The 20,114-nt window shown below is 68.9% G+C and carries 17 protein-coding genes; 10 read left to right on the forward strand and 7 right to left on the reverse strand.

Going from position 1 to position 20,114, the window contains the following annotated elements; genetic code table 11:
* Positions 1-2: 2 nt before the first annotated feature.
* A complete protein-coding gene (locus tag AB1K54_RS10695) occupies positions 3-830 on the forward strand; it encodes an SDR family NAD(P)-dependent oxidoreductase (protein ID WP_371202734.1) in 828 nt (275 codons plus the stop codon).
* A 10-nt stretch (positions 831-840) separates the two neighbouring features.
* Here AB1K54_RS10695 and AB1K54_RS10700 read toward each other — a convergent pair whose 3' ends face one another.
* From AB1K54_RS10700 to zapE, 4 genes are all read right to left on the reverse strand, one after another.
* Complete coding sequence (locus AB1K54_RS10700; protein ID WP_371202735.1) at positions 841-1,584, reverse strand: FadR/GntR family transcriptional regulator; 744 nt, start codon at positions 1,582-1,584, stop codon at positions 841-843.
* Between the two features lie 349 nt (positions 1,585-1,933).
* A complete protein-coding gene (locus tag AB1K54_RS10705; protein ID WP_371202736.1) occupies positions 1,934-2,461 on the reverse strand; it encodes a type II toxin-antitoxin system PemK/MazF family toxin in 528 nt (175 codons plus the stop codon).
* Between the two features lie 104 nt (positions 2,462-2,565).
* Positions 2,566-3,792, reverse strand: coding sequence for an ammonium transporter (locus AB1K54_RS10710; protein ID WP_371202737.1), 1,227 nt, complete (start codon positions 3,790-3,792; stop codon positions 2,566-2,568).
* A gap of 264 nt (positions 3,793-4,056) precedes the next feature.
* A complete protein-coding gene (gene zapE / locus AB1K54_RS10715) occupies positions 4,057-5,091 on the reverse strand; it encodes a cell division protein ZapE (RefSeq protein ID WP_371202738.1) in 1,035 nt (344 codons plus the stop codon).
* Between the two features lie 184 nt (positions 5,092-5,275).
* Here zapE and AB1K54_RS10720 point away from each other — a divergent pair, with 184 nt between their 5' ends.
* Genes AB1K54_RS10720 through AB1K54_RS10730 form a run of 3 tightly spaced genes read left to right on the forward strand, consistent with a single transcriptional unit; the run spans position 5,276 to position 7,376 of the window.
* Positions 5,276-6,181 (forward strand): sulfurtransferase, encoded by a 906-nt coding sequence (locus tag AB1K54_RS10720; protein ID WP_371202739.1) that lies wholly within the window; start codon positions 5,276-5,278, stop codon positions 6,179-6,181.
* 38 nt (positions 6,182-6,219) lie between these two features.
* Entirely contained in the window at positions 6,220-6,660 is a 441-nt protein-coding gene (locus AB1K54_RS10725; protein ID WP_371202740.1) for a SufE family protein, read from the forward strand.
* On the forward strand, positions 6,660-7,376 hold the full coding sequence (locus AB1K54_RS10730) for a dihydrofolate reductase family protein (protein ID WP_371202741.1): 717 nt from the start codon (positions 6,660-6,662) through the stop codon (positions 7,374-7,376). The genes AB1K54_RS10725 and AB1K54_RS10730 overlap by 1 nt, the downstream gene beginning before the upstream one ends.
* Here AB1K54_RS10730 and AB1K54_RS10735 read toward each other — a convergent pair.
* Positions 7,345-8,565, reverse strand: coding sequence for an alpha/beta hydrolase family protein (locus tag AB1K54_RS10735; RefSeq protein ID WP_371202742.1), 1,221 nt, complete (start codon positions 8,563-8,565; stop codon positions 7,345-7,347). The two genes, AB1K54_RS10730 and AB1K54_RS10735, sit on opposite strands and share 32 nt — an antisense overlap.
* A gap of 25 nt (positions 8,566-8,590) precedes the next feature.
* Here AB1K54_RS10735 and AB1K54_RS10740 point away from each other — a divergent pair, with 25 nt between their 5' ends.
* The 6 genes from AB1K54_RS10740 (at position 8,591) to AB1K54_RS10765 (ending at position 15,117) form a co-directional block, all read left to right on the forward strand.
* Positions 8,591-9,178, forward strand: coding sequence for a DUF3000 domain-containing protein (locus AB1K54_RS10740; RefSeq protein ID WP_371202743.1), 588 nt, complete (start codon positions 8,591-8,593; stop codon positions 9,176-9,178).
* On the forward strand, positions 9,171-10,370 hold the full coding sequence (locus AB1K54_RS10745) for a ribonuclease D (protein WP_371202744.1): 1,200 nt from the start codon (positions 9,171-9,173) through the stop codon (positions 10,368-10,370). Before AB1K54_RS10740 ends, AB1K54_RS10745 begins: the two co-directional genes overlap by 8 nt.
* A gap of 72 nt (positions 10,371-10,442) precedes the next feature.
* Positions 10,443-11,648, forward strand: a complete 1,206-nt coding sequence (locus AB1K54_RS10750; RefSeq protein ID WP_371202745.1) for an acetyl-CoA C-acyltransferase — start codon at positions 10,443-10,445, stop codon at positions 11,646-11,648.
* 13 nt (positions 11,649-11,661) lie between these two features.
* Complete coding sequence (locus AB1K54_RS10755; RefSeq protein ID WP_371202746.1) at positions 11,662-13,806, forward strand: 3-hydroxyacyl-CoA dehydrogenase NAD-binding domain-containing protein; 2,145 nt, start codon at positions 11,662-11,664, stop codon at positions 13,804-13,806.
* Positions 13,807-13,888: 82 nt separating this feature from the next.
* The gene (locus AB1K54_RS10760; RefSeq protein ID WP_371202747.1) at positions 13,889-14,575 is read left to right on the forward strand and encodes a TetR/AcrR family transcriptional regulator; all 687 of its coding nucleotides are present in this window, start codon (positions 13,889-13,891) and stop codon (positions 14,573-14,575) included.
* Complete coding sequence (locus tag AB1K54_RS10765) at positions 14,572-15,117, forward strand: hypothetical protein (protein WP_371202748.1); 546 nt, start codon at positions 14,572-14,574, stop codon at positions 15,115-15,117. Before AB1K54_RS10760 ends, AB1K54_RS10765 begins: the two co-directional genes overlap by 4 nt.
* Here AB1K54_RS10765 and dxs read toward each other — a convergent pair.
* Together dxs and acnA are read right to left on the reverse strand one after the other, a co-directional pair.
* Positions 15,114-17,072, reverse strand: coding sequence for a 1-deoxy-D-xylulose-5-phosphate synthase (dxs, locus tag AB1K54_RS10770; protein WP_371202749.1), 1,959 nt, complete (start codon positions 17,070-17,072; stop codon positions 15,114-15,116). The two genes, AB1K54_RS10765 and dxs, sit on opposite strands and share 4 nt — an antisense overlap.
* 100 nt (positions 17,073-17,172) lie before the next feature.
* Positions 17,173-20,007: an aconitate hydratase AcnA gene (acnA, locus tag AB1K54_RS10775; protein WP_371202750.1), complete on the reverse strand. Its 2,835-nt coding sequence runs from the start codon at positions 20,005-20,007 to the stop codon at positions 17,173-17,175.
* Positions 20,008-20,114: the final 107 nt, after the last annotated feature.

Raw genomic sequence — 20,114 nt, forward strand, 5'->3', positions numbered from 1 at the left:
CCATGAATCGGCTCCTGAACAAGATCTGCCTCATCTTCGGAGGCGGCTCTGCCGGTGGCGAAATCAACAACGGTCTCGCGGCGGCCGTCACCTATGCGCGAGAGGGAGCCTCCGTCGCGATCGTCGATATGAACGAGGAGGCCGTACGGGGTGGCACCGGCCGCATACGGGCGGAGTGCACGGCGCTCGGGATCATCCCGAACGTGCTCGGCATCGTCGGAGATGTCACCGACGAGGAGTCGGTGCAGTCGGCAGTCGCACGCGCGATCGCGGAGTTCGGCCGCATCGATGTGCTTCACAATAACGTCGGGATCGCACGCATGGGCGGTCCCACCGAACAATCCGTCGAAGAGTGGCGGTATGTGCTCGACGTGAACCTCACCAGCATGTTTCTCACCTGCAAACACGTGCTTCCACACATGCTCTCGCAGGGCGCCGGCAGCATCGTCAACATCGGCTCCGTCGGGGGGATGCGCTACATCGGATACAACTACCCAAGCTACTCGGCGACGAAGGGGGCCGTTGCGCAGTTCACTCAGAGCCTCGCCCTGGAGTATGCCTCAAGGGGCATCCGCGCGAACACCATCGCACCCGGCTACATTGCCACACCCATGATGTACCACCAGATCAGCGCCGCCTACGGCACTCTCGAGGAGATGGTGGCCGCCCGCCACGCGCTCTCACCGACCGGACGGATGGGCGACGCCTTCGACGTGGCCAACGCCGCCCTCTTTCTCGCATCCGACGAGGCGCGATACATCAACGGCATCTGCCTTCCCGTCGACGGTGGGCTCGTCCAGAGCTCCGCCCCGCCACGCTCCCGGCCCTAACCTAGCCGTCTCATTCGGCAGGCTCCCTTTCGGCAGCCTCCCTTTCGCGCAGCACGCCCAGCCAGGCGAAGTGAGCATCGATCGCCTCTGTAGCCGCCTGCGGATCCCGCTGTCGCACCGCGAGCAGCACGTCGTTGTGCACGCGGCGCATCGTCTCGAAGTCCTGCTCCAACGTGAGGTGCCGCAGCGTGCCCCGCAGGACCGCATAGAGCATCTGAGAGAAGAAGATCAACGCGGGCGAGGCGGACGCCGCGAACAGTGCACGGTGGAAGGCGTCATCGGCCTCAAGCAGTTCCCTGCCGTCCTCGGTGCGGTGCATGGCCGCCGCACTCTCGCTGAGCGCAGTGAAGTTCTGCTCGTCTCCGTTCACGCACGCTTCGATCGCGGCTTGGCGTTCGAGAGCGTGGCGCACAGATGTCAAGGACTCCAGCGTCATCTGCTGGAACATGAGGCTGAGAAGCAGCACATCCCCGGTGCGCTCCGCCTGGACGCCCGTGTAGTAGGTGCCGAGCCGTTCCTTGCGGGTCAGTGCTCCCATCGACTCGAGGCGCCCTATTCGATCGCGAAGGGTGTTCCGGCTCATGTTCAAGGTCTGTGTGAGCTCGCGCTCGCTCGGTAGCCGCGCTCCCGGTTCTGTGTCGAGGAGCAACTCCACCAGTGACCGAAGAGCCGGGTCGTTCAGAAGATCCGCGTAGAAGCGATGGTTCTCCAGCGAGGTTTCCGGTGCTCGACGGTTCTGCTCAGCCCGCACCATGTGTCGCGCTCCTCACTTCGCCTGCCGTTCAAAGATATACCGCCGTGCATTCAGCGCACCGCCCGACGAGTCTGCTGCACGAGTAGATGTCATCGGATCCGGCGGCGGCCTATCTATGGCAGGCAAGCCTGCTCGGGAAGGCTCTACCGGCTCGTGGCTGAGACCGCCGACGCGAGTTCTGGACGCGGCGCTGCGCGGCTGCGCGCGGCCATCAGCCGGTCATCTTTGACCAGTACTCCCCGGCGACGCCTCGCATTCAGCGAGCGCGTCCGTGCCAGGCGCAACGCCCACAGCCCGCCGATCACCGCGAAGGCGACACCGCCGCCCCGAGTGGGCCACGTGCGCATCGTCAGCGAATTCCCACCGGCCACCCGTAGCGCTCGTGCAGTGCGGCGGCCACCCTCACGAACCGCTCCAGGTCGAGCGCGGCCGCCTCGCGACGCAGGCCGTCCGCGTGCACGCTGTACACCTGCTCGATGTCGATCCACGAGGGGCGTCCCTGCGAGTCCCATGGGCCTGAGCCGATCGACAGGAAGTCGCGGTCGCCGTCGTGCGACTTGCTGGTCAGCCGCACGGCGTACACGCGCTCGGCATCTTGTCGCCCGATGACCAGCACCGGACGATCCTTCCCGCGCCCGTCGTTCTCGGCGTAGGGAACCCAGGTCCACACGACCTCGCCGGCGTCGGGGTCGCCGTCGTGATCAGGCGCGTACTGGATCTGCAGCGCCCGCGGCCCGGGCGGCGTGATCTCCACTGTGGCCGCGACGCCGGAGCGCCCCGGCTCGCCGGTGCCCGCGCGACCCGGCTCGCCGGCGCCCCGACGTGCGGGACGGAACATGCGGCCGAGGGCGGCGAGAACGCCTTTGCGTGGAGTCACACCGTCACGATAGCGCCGCGCCCGACCGCGCCCCGCTCTCGGCGGACGACGAGGAGAGGCGCCGCGGCCGATGCCGCGACGCCCCTCCCTGCTGTGCGTGTGACTCAGACGCGCTCTTCGAGGAGGTAGCCCTCTTCGCCGTGGACGACGGTGTCGACGCCGGCGAGCTCGTCCTCGTTCTTGATGCGGAACCCGAGCGTCTTGTCGATCGCGAAGCCCAGGATCCAGGCGACCGCGAACGAGTAGATCAGCACGCCGAGCGCTGCGATCACCTGCAGGATCAGCTGCTCCCAGCCGCCGCCGAGGAACAGGCCCGTGCCGGTGGCGAAGAAGCCGAGGTAGATCGTTCCGATCAGACCGCCGACCAGGTGCACGCCGACCACGTCGAGCGAGTCGTCGTAGCCGAGTTTCCACTTGAGCTCGACCGCCAGAGCGCAGACCGCCCCAGCGATGACGCCGAGCAGCAGAGCCCAGCCCGGGGTCAGGTTGGCGCACGACGGGGTGATCGCGACGAGGCCCGCGACGGCACCGGTTGCCGCGCCCACCGAGGTCGACTTGCCGTCCTTGAACTTCTCGACGACGATCCAGCCGATGATCGCCGCGGCCGTGGCGCCCAGGGTGTTGACGATGATGAGGCCGACCGACGAGTCCTCGGTGCCCAGCAGACCGAAGGTGCCCTCGGCGCCGGCGTTGAAGCCGAACCAGCCGAACCACAGGATCGCTGCGCCGAGCATGACCAGCGGCACGTTGTGCGGCTTCTGGATGCCCTTCTGGAAGCCGATGCGCTTGCCGAGCACGAGCGCGAGCGCAAGCGCTGCGGCACCGGCGTTGATGTGCACCGCGGTTCCACCGGCGTAGTCGATGACCGACGTCGAGAACCCGAAGGTCTCACCGAGGCCCATGATCCAGCCGCCGCCCCAGACCCACGCGGCGACCGGGAAGTAGACGACCGTCGCCCAGATGCCGGCGAAGATCATCCACGAGCCGAACTTGGCGCGATCGGCGATCGCGCCCGAGATCAGCGCGACGGTGATGATCGCGAAGGTCGCACCGTAGGTGACGCCCACCAGCGTGTCGCTGTCGGCGCCCGAGAGACCGAAGTCGCTGAACGGGTTGCCGGCGAACGCCCAGGTGTTCTCGACGGCGCTCATGTTGAAGCCGTAGAGCACCCACAGAACGCTCACCAGGCCCAGCGCGCCGAAGCTCATCATCATCATGCTGACGACGCTCTTCGCCTTGACGAGGCCACCGTAGAAGAACGCCACTCCCGGCGTCATGAAAAGCACCAATGCCGTCGCTGCGACGGACCAGGCGAGGTTACCGCTGTCCATGAGAATCCTCATCCATGTCGTGTTACTCGAGGGATACCCAGAGGACTTGCGGTTCGGGTCGCTTGCTCTCGGGGCCGAGGCCCAGTTTCGCGATCGACCGTTACCGGTGGCGTGCGAGTCCTGTTTCGCCTTGGTTACGTGGGACGCTCTCGCGTAAACATCAGGTTTCGCGAGAGCGTGAGGGTACCCCGAGTCTGCTTTCGGAGGGTTGCGGACTCAGCATCCGAAAGCCGTGCGACGGATGCCTCGGCGGCATGCTCCGGCTCAGGCCAGCGTCGAGGCGACGAGGCGTGAGATCGCGCGCAGGTACTTCTTGCGGTAGCCCCCGGCGAGCATCTCCTCGGGGAACACCAGGTCCAGCGACACCCCGGTGGCGCGGATGGGCAGCTGGGCGTCGTAGACGCGATCGACGAAGGCCACGAACCGCAGCGCGGCGGACTGGTCGTCGAACGGTGCCACGTCGCGCAGCCCGACCGCCGACAGCCCGTCGATCAAGCGGATGTAGCGCGACGGATGCACGCGCGCGAGGTGCGACACCAGGTCGGCGAAACCGTCGTCCGACACCAGACCGCGGATGGAGGCATCCGCCACCGCCGCCTCGTACTCGGCAGGCGAAAGCACCGCGGCGTGGCCGTCGACCGCGCGATGGCGAAAGTCCGTGCCGTCGATGCGCAGTGTCTGGAAGCTCTCGGACATCGCGTGGATCTCGCGGAGGAAGTCCTGTGCGGCGAAGCGCCCCTCGCCGAGGGCGTTCGGCGGCGTGTTCGAGGTCGCGGCGAGCCGAGTGCCGGTGGCGACCAGCTCTGCCAGCAGCCTGGTCATCACCATCGTGTCGCCCGGGTCGTCGAGTTCGAACTCGTCTATGCAGAGCAGGTCCGCGCCGCGGAACAGGTCGACGGTGTTCTTGTAGCCGATCGCGCCGACGAGCGCGGTGTACTCGATGAACGAGCCGAAGTACTTCCGGCGTGCGGGCATCGCGTGATACACGGATGCCAGCAGATGGGTCTTGCCCACGCCGAAGCCGCCGTCGAGATAGACGCCGGGCTTGAGCTCGGGGCCCCTCTTCGCCCGGCGGAACAGCCCGCCCCGAACCGGCGCGACACCGCCGCCGGCGAAGGCGATCAGCGTGTCCTTCGCCTCCTGCTGCGACGGGAACGCGGCGTCGGCGCGATAGGAGTCGAAGGTCGCCGCGTCGAACTGCGGCGGCGGCACGAGCTGGGCGACCATCTCGGCGCCCGAGAGCTGCGGGGCGCGCTCGGCCAGATGCACGATCCCGGTGCGTGCCTCGGTCGTGGTCATGGTGCTCGTCTCCGGCGAGACGGAGCCCGCCCGTGTAGAACTGCCCGGCGGATGAAACCTCCGGTAACAGGATGACGGAATCAGTGCGCTCCCCCGCGCGGAACCCTATCGTCGAAGGCGACGCAAGCGGGGGATGCCTCAACCCTACGCCGTCCCCCACCCCCGACGACCAAGGAGCACTCCGGTGACCGTAGAGTTCGACACCACGTCCCCCAAGTTCGCCGAGTACGCCGCGCCCGGCCGTCTCGTGACGGGCGACTGGCTGCAGGCGCGTCTCGGCCGGCCCGGCCTGGTCGTCGTCGAATCCGACGAGGACGTGCTGTTGTACGAGACCGGACACATCCCCGGCGCCGTCAAGGTCGACTGGCACACCGAGCTGAACGACCCGGTCGTTCGCGACTACGTCGACGGCGACGGCTTCGCGGCCCTCCTCAGCCGCAAGGGCATCGCGCGCGACGACACCGTCGTCATCTACGGCGACAAGAACAACTGGTGGGCCGCGTACGCCCTGTGGGTGTTCTCGCTGTTCGGCCACCAGGACGTGCGCCTGCTCGACGGCGGCCGCGACCGCTGGATCGCCGAGGGGCGCCCCATCACGACCGACGCGACCGAGCGCGAGGCGACCGAGTACCCAGTCGTCGATCGCGACGACAGCATCCTGCGCGCATACAAGGAGGATGTGCTCGCCCACCTCGGCAGCCCGCTCATCGACGTGCGCTCGCCCGAGGAGTACAACGGCTCGCGCACGTCCGCGCCCGCCTACCCCGAAGAGGGCGCGCTGCGCGCCGGTCACATCCCGTCGGCGCAGAGCGTGCCGTGGGCACGTGCCGTCGCCGAGGACGGCGGATTCAAGCCGCGCGCTGAGCTCGACGCGATCTATCGCGGCGAGGCGGGCCTCAAGGACGGCGACGCGATCGTCGCCTACTGCCGCATCGGCGAGCGCTCCAGCCACACGTGGTTCGTGCTGAAGCACCTGCTCGGTTTCGACAACGTCCGCAACTACGACGGCTCGTGGACCGAGTGGGGCAGCGCGGTGCGCGTGCCGATCGTCACCGGCGACGCCCCGGGAGAGGTCCCCGCCCGCTCGTGACGGCGCTCTCCGGCCCCGCCCGTGGGATGATGGCGGGGATGACAGAGTCGACCCTGCCTGCGAGCCTCGCGATGATCCGCGACGAGTTCCTCGACCTCGAAGAGCCTGAGCGCCTCCAGCTGCTGCTGGAGTTCTCGAACAAGCTCCCCGACGTGCCGGAGCGCTACGCGGGCCACAAAGAGCTGTTCGAGCAGGTGCTCGAATGCCAGTCGCCGGTGTTCATCGCGATCGAGGTCGGCGACGACGACCGGGTCGCGATGTTCGCCACGGCACCGCCTGAGGCCCCGACCACGCGCGGCTTCGCGAGCATCCTCGCGCAGGGGCTCACCGGGCTCACGGTCGACGAGGCGCTGGCCGTCCCCGACGACTTCCCCGATTCGATCGGCATCCGCCGCGCGGTCTCACCCCTGCGCCTGTCGGGCATGACCGGCATGCTCGCGCGAGCCAAGCGTCAGATCCGCGCCAAGCGCCACGCCTGATGCTCGTCACCGAGGTCGTCCCCCGGTCTCTTCAGGCGACGGATGCCGCAGCCGACGCCGGCCGCGCCTGGCTGCGCGAGCGCTACCGGCTCGACGAGCGGCCCTCTGTGCGCCTCAACATGGTGACCAACCTCACCGGGGCCGCCGCAGGGTCCGACGGCACGAGCGACACACTCACCAGCCGAGTGGACCGCACCGTGCTCGGCGCCATCCGCGCGCACGCCGATGTCGTGCTCGTCGGTGCGCAGAGCGTCCGCGCCGAGGGCTACGTCGTGCCAAAGGCGACGCGGCTCGCGATCGTCACCGGGTCGGCGCGCCTCGACGGGCACCGCCTGCGGATCGATCCTCAGGCCGATCCCGATCGGGTGATGCTCGTCGTGCCCGAGGCGCTCGCGCCGATCGCGGCGCAGCGCGCCGGACTTGCCGGGGTCCGCGTGCTGGGTGTCCCCGGCTCCGGCAGGCTCGATCCGCGGGCGATCCTCGCGGCACTGGCCGCAGAGGGGCTCGCGCGCGTGGTGTGCGAGGGCGGCCCGACGCTCGCTGCGCAGTTCGCGGCGGCCGGAGTGATCGACGAGTTCTGCATCACCGTGGCCCCCGCGATCGGGCCCGCCCCGCAGCCCTTCCTGCCGGTCGACGCGGGAGTGCGCACCGAGGTGGCGGGCATGCTCGTCGACGAGGCGGGCTTCAGCTATCTGCGTCTTCGCGCGACGAGATGATCCCCTGCCGCTCGAGCCACTCGCGGATGCTCGCCGACCAGCGCTCCTGGTCGTAGTTCCACAGCTTCGTGTGGCGCGCGACCTCGAACACTTTCAGCTCGACGAGGTCCGGGCGCGCGACGACCAGGTCGTGCGAGGCATCCGACGGCACGAATCCGTCGTCGTCCGAGTGCAGGATGAGGATCGGATGCCGCAGCTCGGCCGCGCGCGAGACGATGTCGAGCTGGTCGAACGGTATCGCCCCGCCCGCACGGGTCACCGTCGCGCCCCAGTCCGAACCGAGCGCGCCGATCGCGAGGTCTGATACGGCCGCGGGGAGCTTCAGCAGCCGGGCCTGGTAGTCCAGCACGATGCGCCAGTCGATGACCGGCGACTCCAGCACGAGCCCCGCGATCACCGAGGCGTGCGGCGAATTGAGCGCGAGCTGCAGTGTGACCGCGCCGCCCATAGACCAGCCCATCAGCACGACGCGCTTCGCGCCGTGGCGCCGCGCGAAGCCCACGGCCGCATCGACGTCGCGCCACTCCGTCGCACCCAGTGCGTAGGTGCCGGTGCGGCTGCGGGGCGCCTCGCCGTCGTTGCGGTACGAGACCACGAGCGAGGTGATGCCGAGGCCGTGGAAGACCGGCACGGCGCGAAGGCATTCCGCGCGCGTCGTGCCGCGGCCGTGCACGGCGATGACCCACACGTCACCGTCGCCGGCGGGGAACAGCCATGCCGGGCACGGCCCGAGCGGCGAGCCGATGAGCTCCGATGTGAACGGCAGGTGCAGGTCTTCGGGCCGGTCGAAGTACCAGCCGCTGAACGCGGCCTCGGGCGCCAGCCGCGAGTCCGCTCCGACGTGTGTGAGGAGCTTGCGCTTGACGCTCACGGTGTCTTCGGCGAGCACCGAGCCGAGCTTGAGGTAGTTCTCGGTGCCGCTCGTGAACAGCCCGTACCGGCCCGGGAGCACGGTGTCGGGCGTGCGCGCCAGGGTGATCGTCTGCGCCGAGGTGTCCAGCGCCAGGATGCGGGTGTCGGCGAGGCGTGCCGCAGGGGTCACGACCTTCTTGGCGACACGCATCGAAATCACTCCGAGCACCGCGAGAACGCCGAGCAGAGCCGCGCTCAGCACAGTGAGCGCGGTCTTCACGCCCGCCACCAGCGCGGGTGCGGCGCCGCCGCCTGCGGCGCGCCTGGGAGTAGCCATCGAACGTTCACTCTAGTCTGTCCGCGTGGCCGAGCCTCGTACTCCCACCCCATCAGCCTTCGCGCGCGCCAGCGCCGAGGTCAGGGGCGTGCGGCTGCGCTCCGATCTGGCGGTCGAAGAGATCGCCGCGCCTGAGGGTCTCGCACCGGAGTCGCTGGCGCTGGCCGCCGACGTGCGACCGGTGCAGGGCGATCCCGAATCAGCTTCCGCGACGGGACGGTTCGTGCTCCTGCACGACCCCGACGCGCCCCACGCGTGGGGCGGCCCGTGGCGCATCGTGTGCTTCGCACAGGCGCCGTTGGACACCGACATCGGCAGCGATCCGCTCCTTGCCGATGTAGCGTGGTCCTGGCTGGTCGATGCGCTCGCAGCGCACCGCGCCGGCTACCACTCCGCCTCCGGCACGGCGACCAAGATCATCTCGAAGGGCTTCGGCACGCTTCGCGATGAGGGCGACGGATCCCAGATCGAGCTGCGCGCGTCCTGGTCGCCGCACGCCCCGCTCGGAGCGCATGTCGAAGCCTGGGCGGAGCTGGTGTGCATGTTGGCCGGTCTGCCGCCGGGCTCGGAAGAGATCGCGGTGATCTCGACACGAAGGACGATGCGTGGCTGAATACGACGTGCTCGCGGATGCCGCGGGCCTCGAGGAGGCCGCGGGGCGCCTGTCCGCCGGCACCGGACCCGTCGCGGTGGACGTCGAGCGGGCCTCCGGCTTCCGCTACTCGCAGCGCGCCTACCTGATCCAGGTCTTCCGCCGCGGCTCGGGGGTGTTCCTGCTGGATCCGCCGGCGATCGGCGAGTTCGGCCTGCTCCAGGAGGCGATCGGGTCCGAGGAGTGGGTGCTCCACGCGGCGAGCCAGGATCTCCCCTCGCTGCGCGAGGTCGGCCTCGAGCCCCCGTCGATCTTCGACACCGAACTGGCCGCCCGCCTCCTCGGCCACGCGCGAGTGGGCCTCGGCGCAGTCGTCGAGGACACGCTGGGGATCACCCTCGCAAAGGCGCACTCGGCATCCGACTGGTCGATCAGACCGCTCCCGCAGTCGTGGCTGGAATACGCCGCGCTGGACGTCGAGCACCTGATCGACGTCCGCGACGCACTGGCAGCCGAGCTCGCCGACCAGCACAAGACCGAGTTCGCGGCGGAGGAGTTCCAGGCGGTGCTGGAGCGCACGCCCAAGCCCGCCCGTGAGGAGCCCTGGCGGCGCCTGAGCGGCCTGCACACCGTGCGGGGCCGCAAGGCGCTCGCCGTCGCGCGGGCGCTGTGGACTGCGCGCGAGGAGTACGCGCAGGCGGAGGATGTCTCACCCGGCCGCCTCGTGCCCGATCGCGCCCTGGTGGCGGCCGTCCTGGCCGACCCGAAGTCCAAGCAGGAGCTCGCCGGGGTGAAGGAGTTCACCGGGCGCGCGAGCCGTACGCAGCTCGACCGCTGGTGGGCCGCGATCGAGGCGGGCCGCGCGGACGGCCGGCCGCCGCTGGAGCGCGCGACCGGCGGCGACAGCCTTCCGCCGCCCCGCGCGTGGGAGGACCGCAACCCCGAGGCCGATGCGCGGCTGAAAGCCGCCCGTCCCGTGGTGGACGCGCTGGCCGAGACGCTCGGCATGCCCGTCGAGAACCTGCTCACCCCCGAGCTGCTGCGAAGAGTGGCGTGGGCTCCCCCGCAGCCGATCACCGCGGCATCCGTCGGCGACGCCCTCGCAGCTCTCGGCGCGCGTTCCTGGCAGATTGCACAGAGTGCACAGGCCATCGCCGAAGCGTTTGTGAATTCGGCGCAAAATACTGCACAGGCCGCCGAAACCGCTTCGTAGGTTCGATCCAAGCGTTTTCGTGAGACTCGGTCTCACCGTAGGCTGAACCCAATCCCAAACTTTGGAGGCAGAGTGGCCGAGATCTCGGACGTCTTCTTCGTCGATGGCATGCGCACCCCGTTCGGTCGCGCCGGCGAGAAGGGCATGTACTGGAACACGCGCGCGGACGACCTCGCCGTCAAGGCGACGATCGGTCTCATGGAGCGCAACCCCGGCGTTCCCGCGGAGCGCATCGACGACGTCGCGATCGCCGCGACCAGCCAGACCGGTGACCAGGGGCTGACGCTCGGTCGCTCGGTCGCGATCCTCGCGGGGCTCCCGCAGACGGTCCCCGGCTTCGCCATCGACCGCATGTGCGCGGGCGCCATGACGAGCGTCACCACGATGGCGGCGTCGATCGGCGTCGGCATGTACGACCTCGCCCTCGCCGGCGGCGTCGAGCACATGGGCCGGCACCCCATCGGGACCAACGCCGACCCGAACCCCCGCTTCGTGGCCGAGCGCATGGTCGACCCCGGCGCCCTCAACATGGGCGTCACGGCCGAACGCATCCACGACCGGTTCCCGCACCTCACCAAGGAGCGAGCCGACCGCTTCGGCATGCTCAGCCAGCACAAGGCGCAGGCCGCGTACGAGGCCGGCAGGTTCCAGCCCGATCTGGTGTCGGTCGCCGTGAAGGACGCCGAGGGCGCGTGGGGCCTGGCCACCGAGGACGAGGGCCGCCGGCCCCAGACCACGATGGAAGACCTCGCCGGGCTGAAGACCCCGTTCCGCCCGCACGGACGGGTGACCGCGGGCACCTCCTCACCGCTCACCGACGGTGCGACCATGTCGCTGCTTGCCGGCGGCACCGCCGTGAAGGAGCTGGGCCTTGCTCCCAAGATGAAGCTCGTCTCGTTCGCGTTCGCGGGCGTCCAGCCCGAGATCATGGGCATCGGCCCGATCCCCTCGACCGAGAAGGCCCTCAAGAAGGCCGGCCTCACGATCGACGACATCGGCCTGTTCGAGCTGAACGAGGCCTTCGCGGTCCAGGTCATCTCGCTGCTGGACCACTTCGGCGTCGCCGACGACGACCCCCGCGTCAACCAGTGGGGCGGCGCGATCGCACTCGGACACCCGCTCGCGGCAACCGGTGTGCGCCTGATGATCCAGCTCGCGGCGCAGTTCGCCGAGCGCCCCGACGTCCGCTACGGCCTCACGGCGATGTGCGTGGGCCTCGGGCAGGGGGGCTCCGTGATCTGGGAGAACCCGTTCTACGACGGCAAGAAGCGCAAGTAAGGGCACGCGAAGAATGACGAACTACGACGACATCGACTTCTCCCCCATCCTGGCTGCGACCGAGGGCGAGGTGATCACGCACACGCGCGTCCGCGACATCCGCCTCGCCTCCGGCAAGGTGCTCGCGCTGGTGACGCTCGACAACGGCCGTGACCACACGCGCCCGAACACGCTCGGCCCGGCCACGATGTTCCAGCTCGGCGAGACGCTCGACGCGCTCAAGGCCCGCGCGGCCGCCGGCGAGATCCAGGCCGTCGGCATCACCGGCAAGCAGTACATCCTCGCTGCCGGCGCCGACCTCAGCGACATCACCAAGGTCGGCTCGAAGGACGACGCGCGCCTGGTCGCGCAGCTCGGGCACAAGGTGTTCGGCAAGCTGTCCGAACTCGGCGTTCCGGTCTTCGCCTTCGTCAATGGGCTCGCGCTCGGCGGCGGGCTCGAGATCGCGCTCAACAGCGCGTACCGGACAGTGGATGCCTCGGCCGCCGCCATCGCGCTGCCCGAGGTGTTCCTCGGCATCATCCCCGGCTGGGGCGGCGCGTACCTGCTGCCGAACCTCATCGGCATCGAGAACGCGCTCGAGGTGGTGATCTCGAACCCGCTCAAGCAGAACCGCATGCTCAAGCCGCAGCAGGCGTTCGATTACGGCATCGTCGACGCGATCTTCCCGGCGGCGAACTACCTCGAGGACTCGCTCGCGTGGGCCGACGGCGTGCTCACCGGCAGGATCAAGGTCGAGCGCAAGAACGAGCCCGGCAAGATCGAGCGCCTCACCAAGTGGCCGATCGCGATCAAGATGGCCCGCGGCATGCTCGAGTCGAAGATCGGGACGGTGCCCAAGTCGCCCTACGCGGCGCTGGAGCTGCTCGACAAGGCCAAGAGCGGCACGAAGGCCGAGGGCTTCGCCCGCGAGGACGAAGCTCTCGCCGAGCTCGTGACGGGCGACCAGTTCGCGGCATCGATGTACGCCTTCGATCTCGTGCAGAAGCGCGCCAAGCGGCCCGTCGGCGCCCCTGACAAGGCGCTCGCGCGGCGCGTGAACAAGGTCGGCATCATCGGCGCCGGCCTGATGGCGAGCCAGTTCGCGCTGCTTTTCGTGCGCAAGCTGCAGGTGCCGGTGCTCATCACCGACCTCGACCAGGCGCGCGTCGACAAGGGCGTGGCGTACATCCACGACGAGATCGGCAAGCTCGAGGCCAAGGGACGCCTCGACGGCGACGCCGCCAACCGCCTGCGCGCGCTCGTGACCGGCACCACCGACAAGAGCGCGTACGCCGACTGCGACTTCGTCATCGAGGCCGTGTTCGAACAGACCGGTGTGAAGCAGCAGGTGTTCGGCGAGATCGAGCAGATCATCGCACCTGACGCGATTCTGGCGACCAACACCTCGTCGCTGTCGGTGGAGGAGATCGGCTCGAAGCTCGCCCACCCCGAGCGCCTGGTCGGCTTCCACTTCTTCAACCCGGTCGCGGTCATGCCGCTGATCGAGATCGTGAAGACGCCGCACACGAACGAGCAGACCCTCTCGACGGCGTTCGTCGTCGCCAAGGGCCTGGGCAAGAACGCGGTGCTGACCGCCGACGCGCCCGGTTTCGTCGTGAACCGCCTGCTGGCGAAGGTGATGGGCGAGGCGGCACGCGCCGTCTACGAGGGCACTCCCCTGCTGACGGTCGAGAAGGCTTTCGCCCCGCTCGGCCTGCCGATGACGCCGTTCCAGCTCATCGACCTGGTCGGCTGGAAGGTCGCCGCCCACGTGCAGGACACGATGGCCGGCGCGTTCCCGGACCGCTTCTATGCGTCCGAGAACTTCCACGAGCTGGCGGAGCTGTCCGAGGTCGTCGACAAGGACAAGAACGGCAAGGTCACCGGCTGGACGAAGGCCGCCGAGAAGACGCTCAAGGGCGCCGTCGGCTCGACGCCGTCTACCGAGGCGACGATCCTCGGCCGCGTGCAGGACGGTCTCGCGCAGGAGATCCGGATCATGCTCGACGAGGGCGTCGTGCCCGAGGTCGAAGACATCGATCTGTGCCTCATCCTGGGTGCGGGCTGGCCGTTCATCGACGGCGGCGCGTCGCCGTACCTCGACCGCGAGGGCGCCTCTGAGCGCGTGTTCGGCGACACGTTCCACCACCCGGTGATCCGCGGCATCGGCGGCTGATCCGACCGCCTCCTCGAGGGCGGTCCTGCGTTGCGCAGGACCGCCCTTTCGCATTCCCGTCGTGACGTGTAGTTTTCTGAACATGTTCAGTTCTGATGCGACCGAGCGGATGCCGCAGACGAAGTCCGAGCGCACGCGCGCCGCGCTGCGCGAGATCGCGCTTCGATCGTTCCGCGAACGCGGTTACGACGAGACGACGATCCGGCTGATCGCGGCCGAAGCCGGGGTCTCGGTCGGCACCACGAACTATCACTTCGCCTCGAAGAACCACCTGGTTCAGGAGCTCTACCTCGAGGTGCAGGAACGGCATCGCGCGGTCGCAGAGCCGCTCCTGGCCGAAGCGCCCGGCCTGGTCGACCGGCTGGCGATCGTCTATCGCACGGGCATCGCCGAACTCGAGCCGTACCGCGCGCACGCGGCCGAGTTCGTGTCGGCGTCGATCTCGCCGCGATCGCCGATCAACCCGCTCTCGCACGAGTCCTCCGCAGCCCTCGGCGTGCTCGAGGATCTGTTCCACGAAGCCGTCGAGGGTTCGGGCCATGCCTTGCCCGCCGACATCCGTGACCTTCTCCCCCGCGCCCTCGTGCTCGCGCATCTGCTGCTGGCACTGTTCTGGGTCTACGACTCGTCGCCCGATCAGCGGCGCACGCGAGAGCTGCTCACGCGCGGGCTGGCGCTGTTCACGGTCGCACTGCCCTTCCTGCGCCTGCCCGTCGTGCGCGGGCCGCTGCGTCAGCTCCTGCAGCTGCTCGGCGGGGTGACGGCGTGAGCACCGTCGAGCCGACGCCGCGAACGGATGCCGAGCCCATGGCGTTCACCAAGGACGAGTTCCTCCTGGGCACACTCGCCTCGTGGTTGGCATTCAATCTCGTGTTCGACACGGTGCTCACGGGCGCTGCGATCGCGACGTTCAACCCGCTCTGGGGACCTCTCGGAGCGAGCATCGTCGCACTTGTGGTGTACGCCGTGCCGATCGCGCTCGTCGTCTCGGGGATCGTCGCCCTGCTTCTCTGCAGCGCTGCGTGGTGGCTCGGGCGCCTGCTGCGCCGCGTCCGCTCCCTGCTCGTCCATGCGGTCGCCTATGCAACCCTGGGCACCGCGATCGGCGTGCTCGTCGTGGGGTCGTTCCAGCTCGTCGTGGCTGGCTCGCTCAACCTGGGCAATTGGCTCGCTCAGATCACTCTCGTCGGCTCCGCTGCCGCACTCCCCCTGGGGTGGGGCTGGTCGGTGTGGCGGTGCCGGCGGATCGAGGCGGGGAAGGCACGCGCGCCGCGGCGCGGTATCGACGAGTCGTTCGAGGACTCGCTCTAGCTGCGCTGGTCTCGGCTACGAGCGAGACCGGAAAGCGTCGGGATCTCGCCCGTTGCCGCGCGGGCGACGGGGATGCGCGTGCCGAGCACCTGGGCAACGACGTCCTGCGCGATCTTGGCCGCGGTTAGGCCCGCGTCGTCGAGAATCTGCTCGCGGGTCGCGTGGTCGATGAACTCGTCGGGCACGCCGAGCTCGTCGACCGCGGTGTCGACGCCCGCCTCGCGCAGCACCTGGCGCACACGCGTTCCTATGCCCCCGACGCGGATGCCGTCCTCGATCGTGATGACCAGGCGATGGGATGCCGCCAGCTCGACGATCGACGGCTGCACGGGCACGACCCACCGCGGGTCGATCACCGTCGCACCGATGCCCTGCGCGCGCAGGCGCTCCGCAACGTCCATCGCGATGTGCGCCATCGGGCCGATGCCGACCAGCAGCACGTCCTGCGACTCGTCACGGGAGAGGACGTCCACGCCGTCGCGAAGGCGCTCGAGGGCCGGCAGCTCGGGTGCGACAGAACCCTTCGGATAACGCACGACGGTCGGGGCGTCGGCCACCGCCACCGCCTCGCGCAGCTCTTCGCGCAGCCGCTCGGCGTCGCGCGGGACGGCGATGCGGATGTTCGGCACGAGCTGCAGCATCGCGAGATCCCAGATGCCATGGTGGCTCGGCCCGTCGGGGCCGGTGATGCCCGCCCGATCGAGCACGAAGGTGACGCCGGCGTCGTGCAGGCCGACGTCCATCAGCACCTGGTCGAAGGCACGGTTCATGAACGTGGCGTACACCGCCACGACCGGGTGCAGCCCGCCGAACGCGAGGCCTGCTGCGGAGGTCACCGCGTGCTGCTCGGCGATGCCGACGTCGTACACCCGCTCGGGGAAGCGTTGCGCGAACGGAAGCAGACCCGTGGGACGCAGCATCGCCGCCGTCATCGCGATGATGTCGTCGCGCTGCTCGCCGAGCGAGGCGAGCTCTTCGGCGAACACGTCCGTCCAGCCCTCGACGCCGCTTCCGCCGCCGACGGTGGCGCCGGTGATCGGGTCGATTCTGCCGACCGCATGGAACTGGTCGGCCTCGTCGTCGAGCGCGGGCTGGAACCCGCGACCCTTCTCGGTGATCGCATGCACGATGACCGGCGCCCCGTACTCCTTCGCGAGCTGGAGGGTCTGGATCAGTGACGCGAGGTCGTGTCCGTCCACCGGTCCGAGGTATTTGATGTCGAGGTTGGAGTACAGCGCCGCGTTGTTGGTGAAGCGCGACAGGAAGCCGTGCGTGCCGCCGCGCACGCCGCGATACACGGCGCGTGCCGCCGGACCGAGCTTGCGCGAGAGCGTCTCGGAGCCGCGGTGCAGGTTGCGGTACGTGTCGGCCGTGCGCACACGGTTGAGATACCGCGCCATGCCGCCGATCGTCGGGGCGTAGGAGCGGCCGTTGTCGTTCACGACGATCACCAGGTTGCGGTCGTTGTCGTCGGAGATGTTGTTGAGGGCCTCCCACGTCATGCCGCCGGTGAGCGCCCCGTCGCCGACGAGGGCGATGACATGGCGATCCTTGCGGCCCGTGCGCACGAACGCCCGGGAGATGCCGTCGGCCCAGCTCAGCGAGCTCGACGCGTGGCTCGATTCCACGACGTCGTGCACGCTCTCCGAGCGCTGCGGGTAGCCCGCCAGCCCGCCACGCGAACGAAGGTCGGAGAAGTCCTGACGCCCGGTCAGGAGCTTGTGCACATAGGACTGATGCCCCGTGTCGAAGACGATCGGGTCGTTCGGCGAGTCGAACACGCGGTGGATCGCGATCGTGAGCTCGACCACGCCGAGGTTCGGGCCCAGGTGCCCCCCCGTGCGGGCGACGTTCTCGATGAGGAACGAGCGCACCTCGCCGGCCAGTTCGTCGAGCTGCGGAAGACTCAGGGCATCGAGATCCCGGGGTCCCGAGATCGACGGCAGCAGAGGCATCCCGTCTCCTTTCATCGACGCGGCCCGGCGACCAAGTCTACCGGCGCGCACTCATGCGAGAGGGGCCGGACTCGGACGAGCCCGGCCCCTCTCGGCGAACTCAGACGAGCGAGCGCAGCACGTACTGCAGGATGCCGCCGTTGCGGTAGTAGTCCGCCTCACCGGGGGTGTCGATGCGCACGACGGCGTCGAAGACGACCGTCTGCTTGCCCTCGGGCGAGAACTCGCTCGGAGCCGCGGTGACCTTGACGGTCTTCGGCGTGACGCCCTCGTTGAGCTGCTCGAGGCCCTCGATCGAGACGATCTCGGTGCCGTCGAGGCCCAGCGACTTCCAGCTCTCGCCGGCGGGGAACTGCAGCGGGACCACACCCATGCCGATCAGGTTCGAGCGGTGGATGCGCTCGAAGCTCTCGGTGATGACCGCCTTGACACCCAGCAGGCTCGTGCCCTTGGCCGCCCAGTCGCGCGACGAACCCGAGCCGTACTCCTTGCCGCCGAAGACGACCAGCGGAGTGCCCTGCGCCTCGTAGTTGACGCACGCGTCGTAGATGAAGGACTGCGGGCCGCCCTCGCGCGTGAAGTCGCGCGTGAAGCCGCCTTCGATGATCTGCCCGTCGTTGACCGCGGCGACCAGCTCGTTCTTCAGGCGGATGTTCGCGAACGTTCCGCGGATCATCACCTCGTGGTTTCCACGGCGCGAGCCGAACGAGTTGAAGTCCTTCTGCGCGACGCCGTGCTCGGTGAGGTACTGAGCGGCGGGCGTGCCGGCCTTGATGTTGCCGGCGGGGCTGATGTGGTCGGTCGTGACCGAGTCGCCGAGGGTCGCCATGACGCGCGCGCCTGTGATGTCGGCGACGGGGGTCAGTTCCATCGACATGCCGTCGAAGTACGGCGCCTTGCGCACGTAGGTCGAGTCGCCCTCCCATTCGAACACCGGGCCCGTCGGCGTCGGCAGGTTCTTCCAGCGGTCATCGCCCTCGAAGACGGTGGCGTACTGGGTGATGAACTGCTCGCGCGAGATCGAGGAGTCGATGATCTCCTGCACCTCGTCGGGGGTGGGCCAGATGTCCTTGAGGAAGACGTCGTTGCCGCCCAGGTCCTTGCCGAGCGGGTCGGTCTCGAAGTCGAAGTTCATCGAGCCGGCCAGCGCGTACGCCACCACGAGCGGGGGCGAAGCGAGGTAGTTCATCTTCACGTCGGGCGAGATGCGACCCTCGAAGTTGCGGTTGCCCGAGAGCACCGCCGTCACGGCGAGGTCATGATCGTTGACCGCGGCCGAGACCTCTTCGATGAGTGGGCCCGAGTTGCCGATGCAGATCGTGCAGCCGTAGCCGACGGTGAAGAACCCGATGTCTTCGAGCGACTTGTCCAGGCCCGACTTCTCGTAGTAGTCGGTGACCACCTTCGAGCCGGGGCCGAGCGTCGTCTTGACCCACGGCTTGCGCGTGAGCCCCTTCTCGACGGCCTTCTTCGCGACCAGCCCGGCGGCGATCATCACCGAGGGGTTGGACGTGTTGGTGCACGAGGTGATCGCCGCGAGGGTGACCGCACCGTTGTCGATGATGTAGGGCGAGCCCTCCGCCGGCGTGATCTTCACGGGCTTGGAGGCGTTCACCGGCCCGCCGCTGTTGATGTGCACGTCGCGGGTCACAGTCTCTTCCTCACCGGGCACCGCGGCCGGGTCGGAGGCCGGGAAGGAGTGCTTCGACTCGAGGTCGACGATGTCGTCCGACGTGCTGGCGCTGGCGTAGTTCAGGATGTCCTTCTCGAACTGGGCCTTCGACTCCGACAGCAGGATGCGGTCCTGCGGACGCTTCGGGCCGGCGATCGACGGGACCACCGTCGACAGGTCGAGCTCCATGTACTCGCTGAAGTTCGGCTCGTGGGCTGCGTCGTGCCAGAGCGACTGCTCCTTGGCGTATGCCTCGACCAGCGCGACCGTCTGCTCGTCGCGTCCGGTGAGACGCAGGTAGTCCAGCGTCACCTCGTCGATCGGGAACATCGCCGCGGTCGAGCCGAACTCGGGGCTCATGTTGCCGATGGTCGCGCGGTTCGCGAGCGGAACCGAGGCCACGCCCGCACCGTAGAACTCCACGAACTTGCCCACGACGCCGTGCTTGCGCAGCATGTCGGTGATCGTCAGCACGACGTCGGTCGCGGTGACCCCGGCGGGGATCTCGCCGGTCAGCTTGAAGCCGACGACGCGCGGGATGAGCATCGACACCGGCTGACCGAGCATCGCGGCCTCGGCCTCGATGCCGCCGACGCCCCAGCCGAGCACGCCCAGGCCGTTGACCATCGTGGTGTGCGAGTCGGTGCCGACGCACGTGTCGGGGTAGGCGCGCAGCACGCCGTTGACTTCGCGGTCGTAGACGACCTTCGCGAGGTGCTCGATGTTCACCTGGTGGACGATGCCGGTTCCGGGCGGCACGACTTTGAAGTCCTGGAACGCGGTCTGGCCCCAGCGCAGGAACTGGTAGCGCTCGCCGTTTCGCTCGTACTCGATCTCGACGTTGCGCTCGAGGGCGTTCTCGGTGCCGAACAGGTCCGCGATCACCGAGTGGTCGATGACCAGCTCAGCCGGCGAGAGCGGGTTGATGCGGTTCGGGTCTCCGCCGAGCGCCGTCACGGCCTCGCGCATGGTGGCGAGGTCGACGATGCAGGGCACGCCGGTGAAGTCCTGCATCACCACGCGAGCGGGGGTGAACTGGATCTCGGTGTCCGGCTCGGCATCCGCGTTCCACGAACCGAGCGCCTCGATCTGAGCCTTCGTGACGTTCGCACCGTCTTCGGTGCGAAGCAGATTCTCGAGCAGCACCTTGAGGCTGAACGGGAGCTTGTCGTAGCCCGCGACCGTGTCGATGCGGAAGATCTCGTAGTCGGTGCTGCCGACCGTCAGGGTGCTCTTCGCACCGAAGCTGTCAACCGTGGACACGTCAGTCTCCTCTGTCGGCGGGGTGGGCGAAGTCGCCGCGGCATCCCCATTCTCCTCCGACGCACGAGGCCTGACCAGTGAGGCAGACCTAACCCGGGTCCGAGGAG

Source organism: Microbacterium sp. BWT-B31 (assembly GCF_041379855.1).
In the GTDB taxonomy this organism is placed as follows: domain Bacteria; phylum Actinomycetota; class Actinomycetes; order Actinomycetales; family Microbacteriaceae; genus Microbacterium.

Excerpts from the sequence above, each read along its gene's own strand:
- AB1K54_RS10695 (WP_371202734.1), top strand. The coding sequence starts at position 3 with ATGAATCGGCTCCTGAACAAGATCTGCCTCATCTTCGGAGGCGGCTCT.
- AB1K54_RS10700 (WP_371202735.1), bottom strand. The coding sequence starts at position 1,584 with ATGGTGCGGGCTGAGCAGAACCGTCGAGCACCGGAAACCTCGCTGGAG.
- AB1K54_RS10710 (WP_371202737.1), bottom strand. The coding sequence starts at position 3,792 with ATGGACAGCGGTAACCTCGCCTGGTCCGTCGCAGCGACGGCATTGGTG.
- zapE (WP_371202738.1), bottom strand. The coding sequence starts at position 5,091 with ATGACCACGACCGAGGCACGCACCGGGATCGTGCATCTGGCCGAGCGC.
- AB1K54_RS10725 (WP_371202740.1), top strand. The coding sequence starts at position 6,220 with ATGACAGAGTCGACCCTGCCTGCGAGCCTCGCGATGATCCGCGACGAG.
- AB1K54_RS10730 (WP_371202741.1), top strand. The coding sequence starts at position 6,660 with ATGCTCGTCACCGAGGTCGTCCCCCGGTCTCTTCAGGCGACGGATGCC.
- AB1K54_RS10735 (WP_371202742.1), bottom strand. The coding sequence starts at position 8,565 with ATGGCTACTCCCAGGCGCGCCGCAGGCGGCGGCGCCGCACCCGCGCTG.
- AB1K54_RS10755 (WP_371202746.1), top strand. The coding sequence starts at position 11,662 with ATGACGAACTACGACGACATCGACTTCTCCCCCATCCTGGCTGCGACC.
- AB1K54_RS10760 (WP_371202747.1), top strand. The coding sequence starts at position 13,889 with ATGTTCAGTTCTGATGCGACCGAGCGGATGCCGCAGACGAAGTCCGAG.
- dxs (WP_371202749.1), bottom strand. The coding sequence starts at position 17,072 with ATGCCTCTGCTGCCGTCGATCTCGGGACCCCGGGATCTCGATGCCCTG.